The 18,335-nt window shown below is 59.6% G+C and carries 17 protein-coding genes; 7 read left to right on the forward strand and 10 right to left on the reverse strand.

Annotated features, from left to right (window positions below; all coding sequences use genetic code 11):
* Nucleotides 1–119: 119 nt before the first annotated feature.
* The 6 genes from era to lptF all read right to left on the reverse strand — a co-directional run bounded on the left by era (nt 120) and on the right by lptF (nt 6,891).
* On the reverse strand, nt 120–1,022 hold the full coding sequence (era, locus tag LOY38_RS24610) for a GTPase Era (protein WP_150746885.1): 903 nt from the start codon (nt 1,020–1,022) through the stop codon (nt 120–122).
* The gene (rnc, locus tag LOY38_RS24615) at nt 1,015–1,704 is read right to left on the reverse strand and encodes a ribonuclease III (RefSeq protein WP_030129801.1); all 690 of its coding nucleotides are present in this window, start codon (nt 1,702–1,704) and stop codon (nt 1,015–1,017) included. The genes era and rnc overlap by 8 nt, the downstream gene beginning before the upstream one ends.
* A gap of 184 nt (nt 1,705–1,888) precedes the next feature.
* The gene (lepB, locus tag LOY38_RS24620; protein WP_109628119.1) at nt 1,889–2,743 is read right to left on the reverse strand and encodes a signal peptidase I; all 855 of its coding nucleotides are present in this window, start codon (nt 2,741–2,743) and stop codon (nt 1,889–1,891) included.
* A gap of 5 nt (nt 2,744–2,748) precedes the next feature.
* Nucleotides 2,749–4,548 (reverse strand): translation elongation factor 4, encoded by a 1,800-nt coding sequence (lepA, locus tag LOY38_RS24625; protein ID WP_258697431.1) that lies wholly within the window; start codon nt 4,546–4,548, stop codon nt 2,749–2,751.
* Between the two features lie 170 nt (nt 4,549–4,718).
* Nucleotides 4,719–5,780 (reverse strand): LPS export ABC transporter permease LptG, encoded by a 1,062-nt coding sequence (gene lptG / locus LOY38_RS24630; RefSeq protein ID WP_258697432.1) that lies wholly within the window; start codon nt 5,778–5,780, stop codon nt 4,719–4,721.
* The gene (gene lptF, locus LOY38_RS24635) at nt 5,773–6,891 is read right to left on the reverse strand and encodes an LPS export ABC transporter permease LptF (protein WP_258697433.1); all 1,119 of its coding nucleotides are present in this window, start codon (nt 6,889–6,891) and stop codon (nt 5,773–5,775) included. Before lptF ends, lptG begins: the two co-directional genes overlap by 8 nt.
* 295 nt (nt 6,892–7,186) lie before the next feature.
* Here lptF and LOY38_RS24640 point away from each other — a divergent pair, with 295 nt between their 5' ends.
* The 5 genes from LOY38_RS24640 to rlmF all read left to right on the forward strand — a co-directional run bounded on the left by LOY38_RS24640 (nt 7,187) and on the right by rlmF (nt 13,869).
* Nucleotides 7,187–8,677 carry a leucyl aminopeptidase gene (locus tag LOY38_RS24640; protein ID WP_258697434.1) on the forward strand — a complete coding sequence of 497 codons (1,491 nt, stop codon included), beginning with the start codon at nt 7,187–7,189 and terminating at the stop codon, nt 8,675–8,677.
* A 60-nt stretch (nt 8,678–8,737) separates the two neighbouring features.
* Nucleotides 8,738–9,166, forward strand: coding sequence for a DNA polymerase III subunit chi (locus LOY38_RS24645; RefSeq protein ID WP_258697435.1), 429 nt, complete (start codon nt 8,738–8,740; stop codon nt 9,164–9,166).
* Nucleotides 9,167–9,174: 8 nt separating this feature from the next.
* Nucleotides 9,175–9,558 carry a DNA polymerase III subunit chi gene (locus LOY38_RS24650; RefSeq protein WP_258697436.1) on the forward strand — a complete coding sequence of 128 codons (384 nt, stop codon included), beginning with the start codon at nt 9,175–9,177 and terminating at the stop codon, nt 9,556–9,558.
* Between the two features lie 266 nt (nt 9,559–9,824).
* Complete coding sequence (locus tag LOY38_RS24655) at nt 9,825–12,671, forward strand: valine--tRNA ligase (protein WP_258697437.1); 2,847 nt, start codon at nt 9,825–9,827, stop codon at nt 12,669–12,671.
* Nucleotides 12,672–12,846: 175 nt separating this feature from the next.
* Nucleotides 12,847–13,869: a 23S rRNA (adenine(1618)-N(6))-methyltransferase RlmF gene (gene rlmF, locus LOY38_RS24660; protein WP_258697438.1), complete on the forward strand. Its 1,023-nt coding sequence runs from the start codon at nt 12,847–12,849 to the stop codon at nt 13,867–13,869.
* A gap of 226 nt (nt 13,870–14,095) precedes the next feature.
* Here the strand turns inward: rlmF and LOY38_RS24665 are convergent, their stop codons facing one another.
* Nucleotides 14,096–14,377, reverse strand: a complete 282-nt coding sequence (locus tag LOY38_RS24665; RefSeq protein ID WP_258697439.1) for an HU family DNA-binding protein — start codon at nt 14,375–14,377, stop codon at nt 14,096–14,098.
* Nucleotides 14,378–14,884: 507 nt separating this feature from the next.
* Between LOY38_RS24665 and yejK the strand changes: the two genes are divergently transcribed.
* Complete coding sequence (gene yejK / locus LOY38_RS24670; protein ID WP_258697440.1) at nt 14,885–15,889, forward strand: nucleoid-associated protein YejK; 1,005 nt, start codon at nt 14,885–14,887, stop codon at nt 15,887–15,889.
* On the forward strand, nt 15,889–16,239 hold the full coding sequence (locus LOY38_RS24675; protein WP_258697441.1) for a glutaredoxin family protein: 351 nt from the start codon (nt 15,889–15,891) through the stop codon (nt 16,237–16,239). The genes yejK and LOY38_RS24675 overlap by 1 nt, the downstream gene beginning before the upstream one ends.
* A gap of 150 nt (nt 16,240–16,389) precedes the next feature.
* Here LOY38_RS24675 and LOY38_RS24680 read toward each other — a convergent pair whose 3' ends face one another.
* From LOY38_RS24680 to LOY38_RS24690, 3 genes are all read right to left on the reverse strand, one after another.
* Nucleotides 16,390–17,325, reverse strand: a complete 936-nt coding sequence (locus LOY38_RS24680) for a glutathione S-transferase family protein (protein WP_258697442.1) — start codon at nt 17,323–17,325, stop codon at nt 16,390–16,392.
* Nucleotides 17,326–17,413: 88 nt separating this feature from the next.
* A complete protein-coding gene (locus tag LOY38_RS24685) occupies nt 17,414–17,734 on the reverse strand; it encodes a GIY-YIG nuclease family protein (protein WP_258697443.1) in 321 nt (106 codons plus the stop codon).
* Between the two features lie 40 nt (nt 17,735–17,774).
* On the reverse strand, nt 17,775–18,245 hold the full coding sequence (locus LOY38_RS24690; RefSeq protein WP_258697444.1) for a nuclear transport factor 2 family protein: 471 nt from the start codon (nt 18,243–18,245) through the stop codon (nt 17,775–17,777).
* Nucleotides 18,246–18,335: the final 90 nt, after the last annotated feature.

Genomic DNA, 18,335 nt, shown 5'->3' on the forward strand with positions numbered 1-18,335 from the left:
ATGTGGGAGCGGGCTTGCCCGCGATGGCGGACTTACATTCAACATCTCTGCTGAATGTTACATCCTCATCGCGGGCAAGCCCGCTCCCACAAGGTTCTACGGTGCAGCGCAGACCGGGTTTACAGGTCGCCGTAACCCAGCGAACGCAGGGCGCGCTCGTCATCGGACCAGCCGCCTTTCACTTTGACCCAGAGGTTAAGCATGATCTTGGAGTCGAACAGCAGCTCCATGTCCTTGCGCGCCTCGGTGCCGATGCGCTTGATGCGCTCGCCCTTGTCACCAATGATGATTTTCTTCTGGCCGTCACGCTCGACAAGGATCAAGGCATGAATGTGCAGGGTTTTGCCTTGCTGCTTGAACTCTTCGATTTCCACGGTGATCTGGTACGGCAGCTCGGCGCCCAACTGGCGCATGATTTTCTCGCGCACCAGTTCTGCGGCGAGGAAGCGGCTGCTGCGGTCGGTGATCTGGTCTTCCGGGAAGAAGTGATCGTTTTCCGGCAGGTGCTCGGCGATCACTCGCTCCAGCGTGTCGAGGTTGTGCCCGTGCTGGGCCGAGATCGGCATGATCTGCGCGTTCGGCAACTGTTCCTGCAACCAGGTCAGGTGCGGCATCAGCTCGGATTTGTCTTCGATGCGGTCGGTCTTGTTCAGCGCCACGATCAGCGGGCCGGTCACATACTGGACGCGCTCGAGGACCATCTGGTCTTCGTCGGTCCACTTGGTGCGGTCAACCACGAAGATCACTACATCGACGTCTTTCAACGCCGCCGAAGCGGTCTTGTTCATGTAACGGTTCAGGGCCTTTTCGCCGCCCTTGTGCATGCCCGGTGTGTCGACGTAAATCGCTTGAACGGCGCCTTCGGTCTTGATGCCGAGCATGTTGTGACGGGTGGTCTGAGGCTTGCGCGAGGTGATCGCCAGTTTCTGACCCAGAATGTGGTTCAGCAGCGTGGACTTGCCCACGTTGGGACGGCCGACGATGGCAACATAGCCACAGCGAGTTGCGGTTGAATCAGTCATTGCCATTCTCCACACCCAGGGCAATCAGTGCTGCGGCGGCCGCTACCTGTTCGGCAATACGACGACTCACACCCTGACCTCGGCTTTTTTCATTCAGTAAGATGATTTCACATTCGACGAAGAACGTCCGGCAATGTGGTTCGCCCTGGATATCCACCACTTCGTAACGCGGCAGCTCACAACCACGGGACTGCAGGAATTCCTGCAGGCGGGTTTTCGGATCTTTGTTGGTGTCGACCAGCGTCAGGCCTTCGAACTCTCCGGCCAGCCAGGCCAGCACGCGCTCGCGCGCCACGTCCATGCCGGCGTCCAGGTAGATCGCACCGATCAGCGCCTCGAGGGCATCAGCCAGAATCGACTCACGACGGAAACCACCGCTTTTCAATTCGCCGGAGCCCAGGCGCAGGTATTCGCCCAGGTCGAAACCACGGGCCAGTACGGCCAGGGTCTCACCTTTCACCAGGCGTGCGCGCAAACGCGACAACTGGCCTTCGCGGGCCAGCGGGAAGCGATCGAACAGCGCCTCGCCAGCGACGAAATTGAGGATGGCATCACCGAGGAATTCCAGGCGTTCGTTGTTGCGCCCGGCAAAGCTGCGGTGAGTCAGGGCCAGGACCATCAGCTCCTGATCCTTGAAGGTGTAGCCGAGCTGACGCTCTAGACGGCTTAAGGAGACGCTCACGGTTTACCCACGCTGAGTTCGTGGTTGGATTCCACCGCCTGGGCTTTGATGCGGCGCAGGCTTGGGACAATTAACGCTGTGTTCAAAAATAACGTCCTGAATATCGTTGTTTTCATGCTTCTGCCGCCGATTGTGCCGACTCCAGAAATGCATTCGGCGCTGTGTTCAACAGCGCCGTGTGTGATTACTTGATCAGGCCAACCCGCGAGAAATTCGGCAGGTGACTGAGTTTGGGTTCCGGCCAGCTCATCCAGACTGCGAAGGCCTTGCCGACGATATTCTTGTCGGGAACCATGCCCAGCAGATCCTTGGGAATGCTCGGATCATCCCAGTAGCGACTGTCGTTCGAGTTGTCGCGGTTGTCGCCCATCATGAAGTAGTGCCCGGCAGGCACGGTCCACGAATGATCCGGCGTTGCGCGATAGCGGCTCATTTCCTTGCGGATCAAGTGCTCGGCGACGCCGAGTTTTTCCTTGTAGAGCTCGGCGCTGCCCAACGTACCCGGCTCGGAGCCGACCAGTTGTTCGGCGATCGACTCACCGTTGACGAACAGGCGCTTGTCAGCGGTGTAGCGAATCTGGTCGCCCGGCAGGCCCACCACACGCTTGATGTAGTTGACGTTCGGGTCGCTCGGGTAGCGGAACACCATCACATCACCGCGCTGCGGATCACCGACTTCGATGACTTTCTTGTCGATCACCGGCAAGCGGATCCCATAAGAAAACTTGTTCACCAGAATGAAGTCGCCGACGTCCAGAGTCGGTTTCATCGAGCCGGACGGAATCTGGAATGGCTCCACCAGGAACGAACGCAGCACCAGCACGATGAACAACACCGGGAAGAACGACTTGCCGTATTCAACCAGCAGCGGCTCTTTGTTCAGTTTCTCGACCACCACCATGTCAGCCTGGCTGACGCTACCCTGATAAGAGTTGATGGCAGCCCGGCGCCGTGGCGCCAGGAACAACAGATCGAGCAACGCCAACAGGCCGCAGACGAACACGGCGATGACCAGCAACAGCGGGAAATTTAGTGACATAGGACCTAACTATCCAACCTGAGCACTGCAAGGAAGGCTTCTTGTGGAATTTCCACGTTACCGACCTGCTTCATGCGTTTTTTACCGGCCTTTTGCTTTTCCAACAGCTTGCGCTTACGGCTAACGTCACCACCGTAGCATTTGGCCAATACGTTCTTTCTGAGTGCCTTGACGGTTGTCCGCGCCACAATCTGCCCGCCAATGGCGGCCTGGATTGCCACGTCGAACATCTGCCGCGGAATCAGCTCTTTCATTTTCTCGGTCAGCTGGCGACCTTTGTAATGCGCATTGTCACGGTGCACGATCAACGCCAGGGCGTCGACCTTATCGCCGTTGATCAGCACATCCAGTTTCACCAGATTAGCCGATTGGTAACGATCGAAATGGTAATCCAGCGAAGCATAGCCACGGCTGGTGGACTTCAGGCGGTCGAAGAAGTCGAGGACCACTTCGTTCATCGGCAGATCGTAGGTCACCTGGACCTGGGTGCCGAGGAACAGCATGTCATGCTGAATGCCACGCTTCTCGATGCACAGGGTAATGACGTTGCCCAAATGCTCTTGCGGCACAAGAATATTGGCCCGCACGATCGGTTCGCGCATGTCTTCGATCGAAGAAATATCCGGCAGCTTCGACGGGTTGTCGACGTAGATCGTTTCGCCAGTCTTGAGCAGCAGCTCGAAGATTACCGTCGGCGCCGTGGTGATCAGGTCCAGGTCGTACTCGCGTTCCAGGCGCTCCTGGATGATCTCCATATGCAGCATGCCGAGGAACCCGCAACGGAAGCCGAAGCCCAGGGCGTCGGAGCTTTCCGGGGTGTACTGCAAGGACGAGTCGTTCAGCGTGAGCTTTTGCAGGGCTTCACGGAAATCTTCGAAGTCGTCGGAGCTGACCGGGAACAGACCGGCGTAGACCTGCGGCTGAATGCGTTTGAAGCCTGGCAGCACGTCGACGTCCGGCGTGGAGCTCAAGGTCAGGGTGTCACCCACCGGCGCACCGTGAATGTCTTTGATACCGGCAATGATGAAGCCTACTTCGCCGGCCTTCAGGTCCACGGTGGCAGTGTGTTTCGGATTGAAGACACCGACGCTGTCCACCAGGTGGATCTTGCCGGTGGACTTGACCAGAATCTTGTCGCCCTTCTTCACACGACCGTGGCGCACGCGGACCAGGGAAACAACACCCAGGTAGTTGTCGAACCAGGAGTCGATGATCAACGCTTGCAGCGGGTCTTCGATGTTGCCCGTCGGCGCGGGAATGGTGTGAACCAGGCGCTCGAGCACTTCATCGACGCCCAGACCGGTCTTGGCACTGCACGTGACCGCGTCGGTGGCATCGATGCCGATGATTTTTTCGATTTCTTCTTTGACACGGTCCGGATCGGCCTGTGGCAGGTCGATCTTGTTCAGGACCGGCATGACTTCCAGGCCCTGCTCGATCGCCGTGTAGCAGTTGGCAACCGATTGAGCCTCGACGCCCTGACCGGCATCGACCACCAGCAACGCACCTTCACAGGCCGCCAGCGACCGGCTGACTTCATAGGTGAAGTCGACGTGGCCGGGGGTGTCAATGAAGTTCAGCTGGTAGTTGATGCCATCGCGGGCTTTGTAATACAGGGTGACGCTGTGGGCCTTGATGGTGATCCCGCGTTCACGTTCCAGGTCCATGGAGTCCAGCACCTGGGCTTCCATTTCGCGCTCGGCAAGGCCGCCACACATCTGGATGAAGCGATCGGCCAGCGTCGACTTGCCATGGTCAATGTGGGCGATGATGGAGAAATTGCGGATATGACTCAAATCACTCACGGATCAACACTCAAAAAGGCTGCAGGCATAGCCCGCCGAAAAATAGCCGGGAATTGTACCTGATCCACGGCGCAAGCGTCACGTTCGCAGGTCAGACGGCGCCTACAAAAACGCCCCGGTCTTGCGACAGGGGCGTTTTGAGTGACAAGCAAGACCGGAAAAACCCGCGATCAACCGGCCCGACGCAACAACCAGACCCCGGCCAGGGCGCAGACACCGGCCGGCACCAGCACCGCAAACAGCGGCGAGAAACCGAATACCTGGCTCGAAGGCCCGAGCAAATCCTGGACGATGCGGAAGGTGAAGCCAACCAGCACGCCGGTGAAGACCCGCTGACCAAGGGTTACCGAACGCAGCGGACCGAAGATGAAGGAAATCGCCATCAACACCAATGCAGCGGTCACCAGCGGCTGCAACACCTTGACCCAAAACGCCAGCCAGTAACGACCGTTGCTCAGCCCCTGGTCAGCCAGGTAGTGGATATAACTCCACAGACCGCTGATCGACAACGACTCGGGCGCCATTACCACGGTACTCAGCAGCTGCGGGCTCAGGGCTACTTCCCAGCGCTCTACCGGGGCAGTCACCACTTCGGTGCTCTTGTCATGGAACAACGTGGTCGTGACATCCGTCAGCTGCCAGTGATCCGTGTCGAATTCCGCGCGTTTGGCGAAGCTCGAAGACAACATGTGGCGTTGATCGTCGAAGCGATAACGGGTCACGCCATACAGCAAACCATTAGGTTGCACAGAGTTGACGTGAATGAACTCGTCACCCTGGCGATGCCACAGACCGTGCTTGGCGCTTTGCGCATCGCCACTGCCCTGGGCCAGCGAGCGGTTGGCCTGAGCGGTGACTTCCGTGGCCGGCGCGACGTATTCGCCAATCACCAGCCCCACCGCCATCAAAAGCAGCATCGGCTTCATGACAGCCCAGACGATCCGCCCGAGCGACACGCCCGCGGCGCGCATGATGGTCAGCTCGCTGTGGCTGGCCAGGCTGCCGAGGCCGATCAGGCAACCGATCAGCGCCGCCATCGGCAACATGTCGTACAGACGGCGTGGAGCGGTCAACAGCACATAGCTCAGGACATCCATCAGCGTGTAGGTATCGCTGACCTCACTCATTTCATCGATGAAGGCAAACAGCGTGGCCAGACCGAGGATGATCCCCAGCACTGCCAGGATCGCGACGAACACGCTGCTACCGATGTAGCGATCGAGCTTATCCACGGGCCACCTCCAGCGCACTGCGGCGACTCGCCATTTTCAAGCGCAGCGGCTCCCAGTACAGCAAGCCCAGGCCGATGGCCAGGAAGATCGCATGCACCCACCACAAGCCCAATGCTGACGGGATCTTGCCCTTCTCGAGGGCACCGCGAGCGGCAATCAGGATGGTCAGGTAAGCCATATAAAGAAGAATCGCCGGCAGCAGCTTGAGGAAACGGCCCTGACGCGGATTGACGCGCGACAGCGGCACCGCCATCAGGGTCACGATGAAGACCAGCAACGGCAGGGACAGACGCCATTGCAGTTCGGTACGCGAGCGGAGGTCATCATTGCCCAGCAAGGAGCTGGTGGGCATCGCATCGCGGTCGGTCACTTCGTCACTGACTTCCGGCTTGGGCAGCAATACACCGTACTCGTCGTATTTGATGGCGCGGTAGTCGGCCTGCCCCGGATTACCGTCGTAGCGGTAGCCGTTGTCGAGAATCAGATACCGATTGCCGTCGGGGCGAATTTCCTGACGGCCCTTCTCGGCCACCAGCACGGAAATCCCGCGATCCTTTTTGTCGGAATTTATATTTTTTTGCGAAATGAACACGCCGCCCAGATTGATGCGGTCATCCGACAGTTGTTCGGTGTAGGTCACTCGAGTGCCGTCGCGCAAGGCCTGGAAGCGGCCTGGTTCGAGGGTATCGAACTCAGTCATCGCGTCCTGCTTGTTCAGCAGCAGCTGGAACTGGTTGGCACCTTGTGGCGCCAGGCTCAGGCTCAGCCACGCCACCACCAGCGCAACCAGGGTGGCCGGAAAAAGGGTCATGGCGAACAGACGCTGTTGACTCATGCCAGTGGCAGACAACACGGTCATTTCACTTTCAAGATAAAGACGACCGTAGGCCAGCAAAATCCCGAGAAACAACCCCAAAGGCAGGATCAACTGCAGGAAACCCGGCAGACGGAACCCCATGATCAGGAACAACGACCCAGGATCCAGAAGGCCTGAGGCCGCCTGGGCGAGGTATTTGATAAAGCGTCCGCTCATGATGATGACCAGCAGCACGGCGCTGACGGCGCTCAAGGTCAACAGGACTTCGCGGGATAGATAACGGAAGACAATCAAACCAGACACTCCAGGGTTGTCAGGCTAAGCGGCCAAACAAACAAACATATCAGCCGGCCCGCAGGGCAGAGCCGCCGAAAAAGATGGCGCATTATCCTGTGATTGGGTGCGCCTGTCACTGCGCATGCTCAAGCAGGCGCCTGAACCACTGAAGTTCGCGCAACCGAGGGTTGTCAGGCGCAGGCAGCGAGGTTCAAACTGCGGCCTTTGTCGCGGGCAATGCACCGGCTTCTTTCTACTTATAAGCAAGCCTCTGCGCGTCGCGCACTTTGACCATTAATTCAGGGACCCGGACATGGAACTGGTTGTAAAAAGCGTTAGCCCGGAAACGTTGAAGACCGCCACACTGGTGGTCTCCGTCCGCGAAGACCGCAAGCTCGGCAGCGTTGCCAAACAACTCGACGAACTGAGCGGCGGCGCCATCAGTGCGGTGCTCAAGCGCGGCGACCTGGCCGGCAAAGTCGGCCAAAGCCTGTTGCTGCACAGCCTGCCCAACCTCAAGGCCGAACGCGTGCTGCTGGTGGGCGTGGGCAAGGATGAAGAACTGGGCGATCGCCCGTTCCGCAAAATCATCGCCGGCATCCTCAATACCCTGAAAGGCCTGGGTGGCAGCGATGCAGTGCTGGCGCTGGACGAAGTGGTGGTCAAGGGTCGTGACAGCTATGGCAAGACCCGCCTGCTGGCCGAAACCCTGGTGGACGGCGAGTACACCTTCGACCAGTTCAAGAGCCAGAAAGCCGACCCGCGCTCCCTGAAGAAGGTCACTCTAGTGACCATCAAGGCTGCACAGGCTGAAGTCGAACGCGCGGTGGCCCACGCCACCGCGATCGCCAACGGCATGGCCTTCACCCGTAATCTGGGCAACCTGCCGCCCAACATCTGCCACCCGACGTTCCTTGGCGAGCAAGCCAAGGGCCTGGGCAAAGAATTCAAGAACCTGAAAGTCGAAGTCCTCGATGAGAAGAAGATCAAGGACCTGGGCATGGGCTCGTTCTACGCCGTCGGCCAGGGCAGCGCCCAGCCACCGCGCCTGATCGTCATGCAATACAACGGCGGCAAGAAATCCGAGAAGCCGTACGCACTAGTCGGCAAAGGCATCACCTTCGACACCGGCGGCATCAGCCTCAAGCCCGGCGCCGGCATGGATGAAATGAAGTACGACATGGGCGGCTCCGCCAGCGTGTTCGGCACCCTGCGTGCCGTGCTTGAGCTGAAATTGCCGATCAACCTGGTGTGCATCCTGGCCTGCGCCGAGAACATGCCGAGCGGCAACGCTGCGCGTCCGGGCGACATCGTCACCACCATGAGCGGCCAGACCGTGGAAATCCTCAACACCGACGCCGAAGGCCGCCTGGTGCTGTGCGATGCCCTGACCTACTCCGAACGCTTCAAGCCGCAAGCGGTGATCGACATCGCCACCCTGACCGGCGCTTGTGTCGTCGCACTGGGCTCTCACACCTCGGGCCTGCTGGGCAACAACGACGAGCTGATCGGCCAACTGCTGAGCGCCGGCCAATCCGCCGACGACCGCGCCTGGCAACTGCCGCTGTTCGATGAATATCAAGAACAGCTGGACAGCCCGTTCGCCGACATCGCCAACATTGGCGGCCCGAAAGCCGGCGCCATCACCGCCGCCTGCTTCCTGTCGCGCTTCACCAAGAACCTGAACTGGGCGCACCTGGACATCGCCGGCACAGCCTGGACCAGCGGCGGCAAGGACAAGGGCGCCACTGGCCGTCCGGTTCCCCTGCTGACCCAATACCTGCTGGACCGCGCCAAAGCCTGAAACCGATGACCTTGAGCAGCGTCACTTTCCGGTGACGCCACTCAGGGCTCAGGAACCGCAATGACCAAAGTCGACTTCTATATCCTGCCCAGCGCCGATCCTTCGGCGCGGCTGGATTTCGCCTGCAAGCTCACCGAAAAAGCCTGGCGCATGGGCCACCGCATTTACCTGCATTGCAGCGATGCCACCCAGCGTGACGATCTCGATGCGCGTTTGTGGGCGTTCAAGGGCGAAAGCTTCGTGCCCCACGGCCCCGCCGAAAGCGAGCCGGAAGGTTTGATTGTCCTGGGTCTTGGCGATGACTGCGGTCAACATCAGGATCTGCTGGTCAATCTCGACCTGAAAGTCCCGGCCTTTGCCAAACAGTTCGCCCGCGTGGCGGAAGTGGTGGTGGAAGATCCGGCGATTCGTGCGGCTGCGCGGGAGAGTTTCCGTTTCTACCGCGAACAGGGCTATCCTCTGCAAGATCACCGTTTACAGCGACTCTGAGCATTCCGATGGACACTCCAAAACAGCCGCAACAGTCCGCGCATCTGCTGGATGACCTCGAGTCGATCCGCCAATTGCTCGGCGATGACAACCTGCAACCGCCCTTGCTGACCGACACGGTCATTGAAGGTGATCAGGAACAGATTCCCATGCTGTTCGACACCCTCGGCAATACGCCGCAGGTCGAACCGCCGCCCCCTGCCCCTGCTGCCCAACCGGCTCCCGCCGCCAGCAAAGGCCCCGACGCGCTGCTGCACCTGGACAGCGAACTACGCGCCGCCGCGCAATTGATCATGCAAGACGTGATCGACGACTTCGCCCCGCACATTGAAACCGAAATCAAACGCCGGCTGGATGCGCGGCTGGAACGGTTGTTGAGCCAGTACGAATAAACTTGAGTCGAGCGGGCTTCTGTGGCGAGGGAGCTTGCTCCCGCTCGGCTGCGAAGCAGTCGCAAAGCCTGAGCATGGGGTGTACCTGACACACCCGACTTGCAGATATTGGGGCCGCTTCGCGCCCCAGCGGGAGCAAGCTCCCTCGCCACAGGTCCATTCCACACATTAATCTGCGCCCGATCCACACCTGCTCGCCCTACGCCCCACGCCCCGCTATACTTCCCGGCTTTTCCTGAATAAATGCCAATAGGGTCCCGCCGCGCATGGATAAGACCTACCAGCCGCACGCCATTGAAACTTCCTGGTACAACACCTGGGAGTCCGAGAACTACTTCGCCCCACAAGGCGAGGGCGAGTCCTACACCATCATGATCCCGCCGCCGAACGTCACCGGCAGCCTGCACATGGGTCACGGCTTCAACAACGCGATCATGGACGCCCTGATCCGTTTCCGCCGCATGCAGGGTCGCAACACCCTGTGGCAGCCGGGCACCGACCACGCCGGTATCGCCACGCAAATGCTGGTGGAGCGCCAACTTGAAGCCCAGGGCCAGAATCGCCACGATCTGGGCCGCGAGAAATTCCTCGAGAAAGTCTGGGAATGGAAGGATCAGTCCGGCGGCAACATCAGCCGTCAGATCCGCCGCCTCGGTTCGTCCGTGGACTGGAGCCGTGAGCGCTTCACCATGGACGACGGTCTCTCGGAAGCGGTTAAAGAAGCGTTCGTGCGCCTGCACGAAGACGGCCTGATCTACCGCGGCAAGCGTCTGGTCAACTGGGACACCAAGCTGCACACGGCGATTTCCGACCTCGAAGTGGAAAACCATGACGAGAAAGGTTTCCTGTGGAACCTGAAGTACCCGCTGGCCGACGGCGCCAAAACCGCTGAAGGCAAGGATTACCTGATCGTCGCGACCACTCGCCCGGAAACCATGCTCGGCGACTCCGCCGTGGCGGTTAACCCGAACGATGAGCGCTACCAAGCCTTGATCGGCAAATTCGTCGAACTGCCGCTGGTTGGCCGTCGCATCCCGATCATCGCCGACGATTACTGCGACCCTGAATTCGGCACCGGCTGCGTGAAAATCACCCCGGCCCACGATTTCAACGACTACGAAGTCGGCAAACGCCACAACCTGCCACTGCTGAACATCTTCGACAAAAATGCCGACGTGCTGCCGGCAGCCCAGGTGTTCAACCTCGATGGCAGCGTCAACGAGCAGATCGACGGCACGCTACCCGCCGAATTCGTCGGCCTCAACCGCTTCCAGGCCCGCAAGGAAATCGTGGCCGCGTTCGAAGCCGCCGGCCTTCTGGTCAGCGTCGACGATCATGCCCTGAAAGTACCGAAAGGCGACCGCTCCGGCACCATCATCGAGCCGTGGCTGACCGATCAGTGGTACGTCTCCACCAAGCCATTGGCCGAACCGGCCATCGCTGCGGTGGAAGACGGCCGCATCCAGTTCGTGCCCAAGCAGTACGAAAACATGTACTTCTCGTGGATGCGCGACATCCAGGATTGGTGCATCAGCCGTCAGTTGTGGTGGGGCCACCGGATTCCGGCCTGGTACGACGAGTCGGGCAAGGTCTATGTCGGTCGCGACGAAGCCGAAGTACGTGCCAAGCACAATTTGGGCGCCGACGTTGCGCTGCAACAGGACAACGACGTTCTGGATACCTGGTTCAGTTCGGGCCTGTGGACCTTCTCCACGCTCGGCTGGCCGGAGCAGACCGAATTCCTGAAGAAATTCCACTCCACCGACGTGCTGGTCACCGGTTTCGACATCATTTTCTTCTGGGTTGCCCGGATGATCATGCTCACCATGCACTTGGTGAAGAACGAAGACGGCACGCCGCAGGTTCCGTTCAAGACTGTTTATGTGCACGGTCTGGTACGTGATGGCCAGGGCCAGAAGATGTCCAAGTCCAAGGGCAACGTCCTGGACCCGCTGGACATCATCGACGGCATCGAGCTGGAAGCGCTGGTGCAGAAACGCACCTCTGGCATGATGCAGCCGAAACTGGCGAAGAAGATCGAGAAGCAGACCCGCGACGAGTTCGCCGAGGGCATCGCCAGCTACGGCACCGACGCCCTGCGCTTCACCTTCTGCTCGCTGGCATCCACCGGCCGCGACATCAAGTTCGACATGGGCCGCGTCGAAGGCTATCGCAACTTCTGCAACAAGATCTGGAACGCCGCGCGCTACGTGCTGGACAAAGGTGAAGACTGCGGCCAGAACGGCGAAGCCTACGAGCTGTCTCTGGCGGATCGCTGGATCATCTCGCAGTTGCAGCGTACTGAAGCCGAAGTGACCCGTCAGCTCGATCAGTTCCGTTTCGACCTGGCCGCACAAGCCTTGTACGAGTTCATCTGGAACCAGTATTGCGACTGGTACCTGGAACTGTCCAAGCCTGTGCTGTGGGATGAGAACGCGCCGGTCGAACGTCAGCGCGGCACCCGTCGCACCCTGGTTCGCGTGCTGGAAGTCGCGCTGCGTCTGGCGCATCCATTCATGCCGTTCATTACCGAAGAGATCTGGCAGCGCGTCGCGCCGCTGGCCGGTATCGAAGGCAAGACGATCATGCTGCAAGCGTGGCCAGTGGCCGTTGAGGCACGCATCGATCAGGCCGCCGAAGACGACATCGAATGGCTCAAGGGCCTGATGCTCGGCACGCGCAACATCCGTGGCGAAATGAACATCGGCCCGGGCAAGCCGCTGAACCTGTTCCTGAAAAACGTCAGCGCCGAGGATCAGCGCCGCCTCACCGAGAACGAAGCCCTGCTGAAGAAACTGGCGCGCCTCGAATCGATCACTGTGTTGGCTGCTGGCGAAGAAGCACCGCTGTCCGCCACCGCACTGGTCGGCGAGATGGAAGTGTTGGTGCCGATGGCCGGTCTGATCGACAAGGACGCCGAACTGGCCCGTCTGGACAAGGAAATCCTGCGTCTGCAGGGCGAAGTGCAGCGCGTGGGCGGCAAGCTGTCCAACGCCGGTTTCGTTGATAAGGCCCCGGCCGAAGTCATCGAGAAGGAACGTGCCAAACTGGCCGAAGCTGAACAGGCTTTGGGCAAACTGGCCGAGCAGCATGCGCGGATTGCCAGCCTGTAACGGCACGTCGCAATGAAACAGGGAGGCCCATGTGGCCTCCCTTTTTCATGTCCGCCCCTTTCCCCCAAACACCGCTCCCACACTTGATCGGCGTTGCCCGCACTTTTGTCATCAATACCGAGCCGATGTGGGACAATACCCGCCACTTTTAGCCATACCCGAATCGATCACACCCATGAACGCCCCCCGCCCCCCCAAACCTGCGCGTAAAAAGCCTGAATCCGCGACCCCGGCCAAAGCCATGGAGCCCCGCGAGAAGGCTAGCCTGCATCCGCGCAATCGCCACCAGGGTCGTTACGACTTCCCGGCGCTGATCAAGAGCACGCCGGAACTGGCGAAGTTCGTGATCATCAACCCGTACGGCAAGGAAAGCATCGACTTCGCCAGCCCGGATGCGGTTCGGGTGTTCAACCGGGCGCTGCTCAAGTCGTTCTACGGCATCGCCCATTGGGACATCCCGGCCGATTACCTGTGCCCGCCGGTTCCGGGCCGGGCCGACTACGTTCACTTCCTGGCCGACTTGCTGGCCAGCGTCAACGACGGCGAAATCCCTCGCGGCGCGCCGGTCAAGGTGCTCGATATCGGCATGGGCGCCAACTGCGTCTATCCGCTGATCGGCTACAGCGACTATCGCTGGCACTTCCTCGGCTCGGAAATCGACCCGACGGCGGTGGCCTCCGCCAAAGCCATCGTGCAGTCCAACGGGTTGAACAAAGCCATCCAGCTACGCCAGCAAAGCAACCCCAAGCACATTCTGCTGGGCCTGCTCGAGCCCGGCGAACGCTTTGACCTGACCATGTGCAACCCGCCGTTCCACGCCTCGATGGACGAGGCAACCAAGGGCAGCGAGCGTAAATGGCGCGCGCTGGGTCGCGCCGACCCAAAACGCAAACTGCCGGTACTGAACTTTGGCGGTCAATCGGCCGAACTGTGGTGTGAAGGTGGCGAAGCACGGTTTGTAACGCAACTGATCGCCGAGAGCGCGCACTTTCAACACAAAGTGCTTTGGTTCAGCACCCTGGTCTCAAAAGCCTCAAACCTGCCGGCGATCCAGACGGCGCTGAAAAAGGCCGGCGTATTGGAAAGCCAGGTCGTGGAAATGTCCCAAGGGCAGAAGCAAAGCCGCTTCGTCGCCTGGACCTTCCAGACTAAATCCGAGCAACAGGTTTGGCGCGAACGCTGGGCGCGTAAAAGCTGATTAACTGCTGACAAGCCAAATGTCTGAGCGCTGAAATCCCTGTGGGAGCGGGCTTGCCCGCGAAGGCAGTGTGTCAGGCGTCAAAGAGGGCGACTGACACGCCGCCATCGCGGGCAAGTCGAATCGTCGCACCGCCGCTCCCACAAGGATCAGTGGTGTTTGAAGAATTTATGGCACAAAAAAACCGTGCCCGGATTGCTCCGGAGCACGGTTTTTTTAATAAATCTTACTTGTTAACAGCGTCGGTCAGGCCTTTGGCCACAACCAGCTTGATAACATTCTTGGCCGGGATTTCGATGGCTGCGCCAGTCGAAGGGTTACGGCCAGTGCGGGCAGGACGCGAGGTCACTTTCAGCTTGCCGATACCTGGCAGAGTGATTTCGCCGCCGTTTTCCAGCTGATCGGCAACGATTTGGCCCAGTTGGTCCAGAGCGTTACGCGCGGTGGTTTTTGGCGCGTCGATAGCTTCAGCGATGTCGGCGATCAGTTGGTCTTTAGTAAGAGCCATGTAGTGTTCCTTCCCTATCAAATTCATATGGATTGCAGAGTGCAGTGTCAGCCATCGAGCCCGATCTTCTGGATCTGGCACCCTCGGGCATAACCACGAAGAGTCGGGGTTATAGATACCGAAATCAGGGTTTGGTTCGACCTGACAAATGCTGAATGCACGCTTAACGCAGTGACTTCGCGTAAGACCGGGCAAAACTAGCACAGAGACGGGGAAATATCCGCTTCTTGCTAGCCATTTGGTCAGCTTTATTGCTCTAAAACAGGAAAAAACTGCATAAGGACCGCCGCGCGCCCCGGATTTGCCCTTCACCCTCCCCGCAGGAGCTGTCGAAGGCTGCGATCTTTTGATCTTGTTTTTAAAATCAAAGTCAAAGGATCGCAGCCTTCGGCAGCTCCTACGGGGACACGCTACGGCGTGGTTACAGCGCCAAAACCAGAGATTGCGGTACACTGGGCGCTTTTTCGGGGGAGCACGCCCTCCTCTCTTCAACCAGCCGAGAAGCCCATGCCGATCCGTCATTGCATCGTCCACCTGATCGACAAAAAACCCGACGGCACACCCGCAGTTCTTCACGCACGCGACTCTGAACTGGCTGAATCCGCGGCCATCGAGAACATGCTCGCCGACCTGAACGAAAGCTATAACGCCAAACAGGGCAAAGCCTGGGGACTGTTCCATCCAGAGTCCGGCGCGTTTCCGTTCAGCGGCTGGCTGAAGGAGTACCTCGATGGCGGTAAGGATTTCACGGCCTTCAGCCGTGTTGCGGTAGAACATCTGCAAAAGCTGATGGAAGAATCCAACCTCTCGGTCGGTGGTCATGTGCTGTTCGCGCATTACCAGCAAGGCATGACCGATTACCTGGCCATCGCCCTGCTGCACCACAGCGAAGGCGTGGCCGTGACCGATCAACTGGACGTGACCCCGTCCCGGCACCTGGATCTGGGCCAACTGCACCTGGCAGCGCGGATCAACGTCTCCGAGTGGCAGAATAACAAGCAGTCCAAGCAATACATCTCGTTCATCAAAGGCAAGAACGGCAAGAAGGTTTCGGAGTACTTCCGCGACTTCATCGGCTGCCAGGAAGGCGTCGACGGCCCCGGCGAAACCCGCACCCTGCTCAAGGCCTTCAGTGACTTCGTCGAAAGCGAAGACCTGCCGGAAGAGTCTGCCCGCGAAAAGACCAAGACCCTGGTGGATTACGCCAGCAGTCAGGCCAAACTCGGCGAACCGATGGGCCTGGAAGAACTCTCGGAGCTGATCGACGAAGAACGCCCGAAGGCGTTCTACGATCACATCCGCAACAAGGATTACGGCCTGTCTCCCGAGATTCCGGCGGATAAGCGCACCCTGAACCAGTTCCGCCGCTTCACCGGCCGCGCCGAGGGCTTGTCCATCAGCTTCGAAGCGCACCTGCTCGGCTCGAAGATCGAATATGACGAAGAAGCCGGCACGCTGATCATCAAGGGCCTGCCGACCCAATTGACCGACCAGCTCAAGCGACGCAACTGATGCTCGGCGGCGTGTTGAAGAAATGCCTGCTGATCCTGCTGGTGGTCGTTGTTTACCAGAACTGGGGAAAGATCGAGCGGGTGCTTCACCCCTCCCAAGTGGTGTCCGAGCAGACCCAGGCCAGGGCCAACGTCGTGCTCTATGCCACCGATTGGTGCGGCTACTGCAAGCTGACCCGGCGCTTTCTCGACCAGAAGGGCATTCCGTACAAGGAGTTCGATATCGAGAAGGATGCCGTGGCGCGCAAAGCTTATGAGGCGCTGGGGGGACGCGGGATTCCGTTGATCGATGTGAATGGAACGTTGATCCGCGGGTATGACCCGGACCAGGTTCTCGCTGCGTTGAAATAACCATCAGCTTCACACAATCCTTGTGGCGAGGGAGCTTGCTCCCGCTTGAGTGCGCAGCGCTCACAAGATAGTTGGGCCTGCTACGCAGCCCAGCGGGAGCAAGCTCCCTCGCCACAGGTCGAAACAAACCCAATCATCCGCGATGTCAGGTTACTGCGCGTCGATGCGAAACCCGAACCGCGGAAAGTGCACATGCACGACGCCGGCCCGTTCGTCTTCACGACGCAGAATCAATTCTTCGCTGCCCGCAAACAGCAATTCACCCGCCACCGGATCAACCCCGTAATCGGTCGCTGCAATCACCACCTGCTGGCCGACCTCGAATCCGTTCGGCTCATCAAACTGCTCATCTGGTAACGCGGCCGGCGTGGCATTGCGGGCAATCTCTAGCGCTTGCTCGGCCGTCATCTCACTGAACGCGCCATGACCAAAGCCCATCACACGGCCAAACCATGCCGAAACGGCCGGATAAGCCTCCACCAACGGTGACGTCACGTGCGTCGCCTTGAGGAACCACAGCGAGTGAGCCAGGGCGAAGTCGGCAATCGATGGCTCACCGAACAGGAAGTCCCCTTGTTCGCGCTGAAGCTGCTGCTCCAGACGCGCCATGATCGTTGGCCATTGATGCCGAGCCTGTTCGGCAGACGGCCGTATGGCGCTGCCACCGCTGAACAAGCCGGCGCGATCGGCCAGGAATGCCTTGATCGCTTCCGGCGATAATTTGCCGAAGCGCACCGCCACCGACTCTGGCTGGAACACCAGGCTGACCGCATGCTGGAACACCACCGAATCGGCCCACGCGGCGAAGGTCGCCGTGACCATTTCCTGGCCTTCCGGGAAAAACGCCGGTGAAGCCTTTTCCTGCTCCAGACGACGAGCGATCAACGCGGTGTCGCAATAGACATCAGCACCGATCTGCAAGACCGGCGTCTTGCGGTAGCCGCCGGTCAGGGCCGTCAGATCGGGTTTGGGCATCACCGGCGAGATCATCACAGAACGCCAGGACAGCCCCTTGAAGCCCAGCAGCAAGCGGGCTTTTTCAGCGAAAGGGGACGTCGGGTAATGATGCAGAATCAACTCGGACATGCTCGGCTCCGCCGCTCGGATAAGGAACCCGCAGCTTAGCGCGCAATCGGCAAGCAGCCTACCCATCTGCCTGATGGGCGCTTATCAGTCAGATTGATAAGCCCGCAGCCGCGCTCGCCACCAGACATTCCTTGGCGCTTTTCTTGAGTTTTTTGATCAAGCGTTCCTGGCGCAGTGCTTCGCTTTTATCGCGGCAGGCTTCGGTGTAGACCAATGCCACGGCCGGACTGGACAGGAAGAAGCGCGCGCCTTTGCCACTTTGGTGGGTGGCGAAGCGGCGGACCGGATCATCACTGATCCCGCAATAGAGCGAACCGTTGGCCGCGCGAACGAGGTAGACGAACCAGGGTTTGCTGGCGGGCACCGACGGTTCGGCGGCAATGACGGAAGATTCGCTCGAAGTGCTCACGTGACGATCAAGGCTTGAAAGAAAACAAGCCGCGATCTTATCAGCGACTGGCCTGGAATGCCTTCAGCCCCTTCAACGCCTGGGCCCGAACGGCGTTTCTCACCGCCGGGGTCCAGCCCAACAACAGCCCTTTGAAACCCAGCGCCTGACGGGACCAGCGCCACAGATCAAAACTGTCGTGGTGCTCACAGATTTTGCCGTCGCGAAACACGAAACGCGCCTGAATGTCGTTGACCACTATATTGCCGGTCTGGCTGAACAGGTACGTCGCCACCCAATGGGCACCGCCGGTGCGCTCATCGCTGCGCACGTTATCGAAGGTCAGGGAGAAATCCTTGGCCCGGGTGGTGAGCATGCGCCACATGTCGCCGGCATCGCGCCCGCGCAGTTCGCCGAACGCCGGATCACTGAACACCACGTCGTCGGTGTAGCAGGCGCTCATGGCTTCGGCATCCAGTCGCTGGAAAGCTTGGTAGAAGCGGGTGATCAAGACGTTGTGGGCATCACTCATGGACAGGCTCCCTCTGGATGTGCAAATAGATGCGCAAAATGGCTACGAAAGATTGCCTGCACGATAGTCAACAAATGCGCGGAACACTAT

This window comes from Pseudomonas sp. B21-015 (assembly GCF_024749285.1).
In the GTDB taxonomy this organism is placed as follows: Bacteria; Pseudomonadota; Gammaproteobacteria; order Pseudomonadales; family Pseudomonadaceae; genus Aquipseudomonas.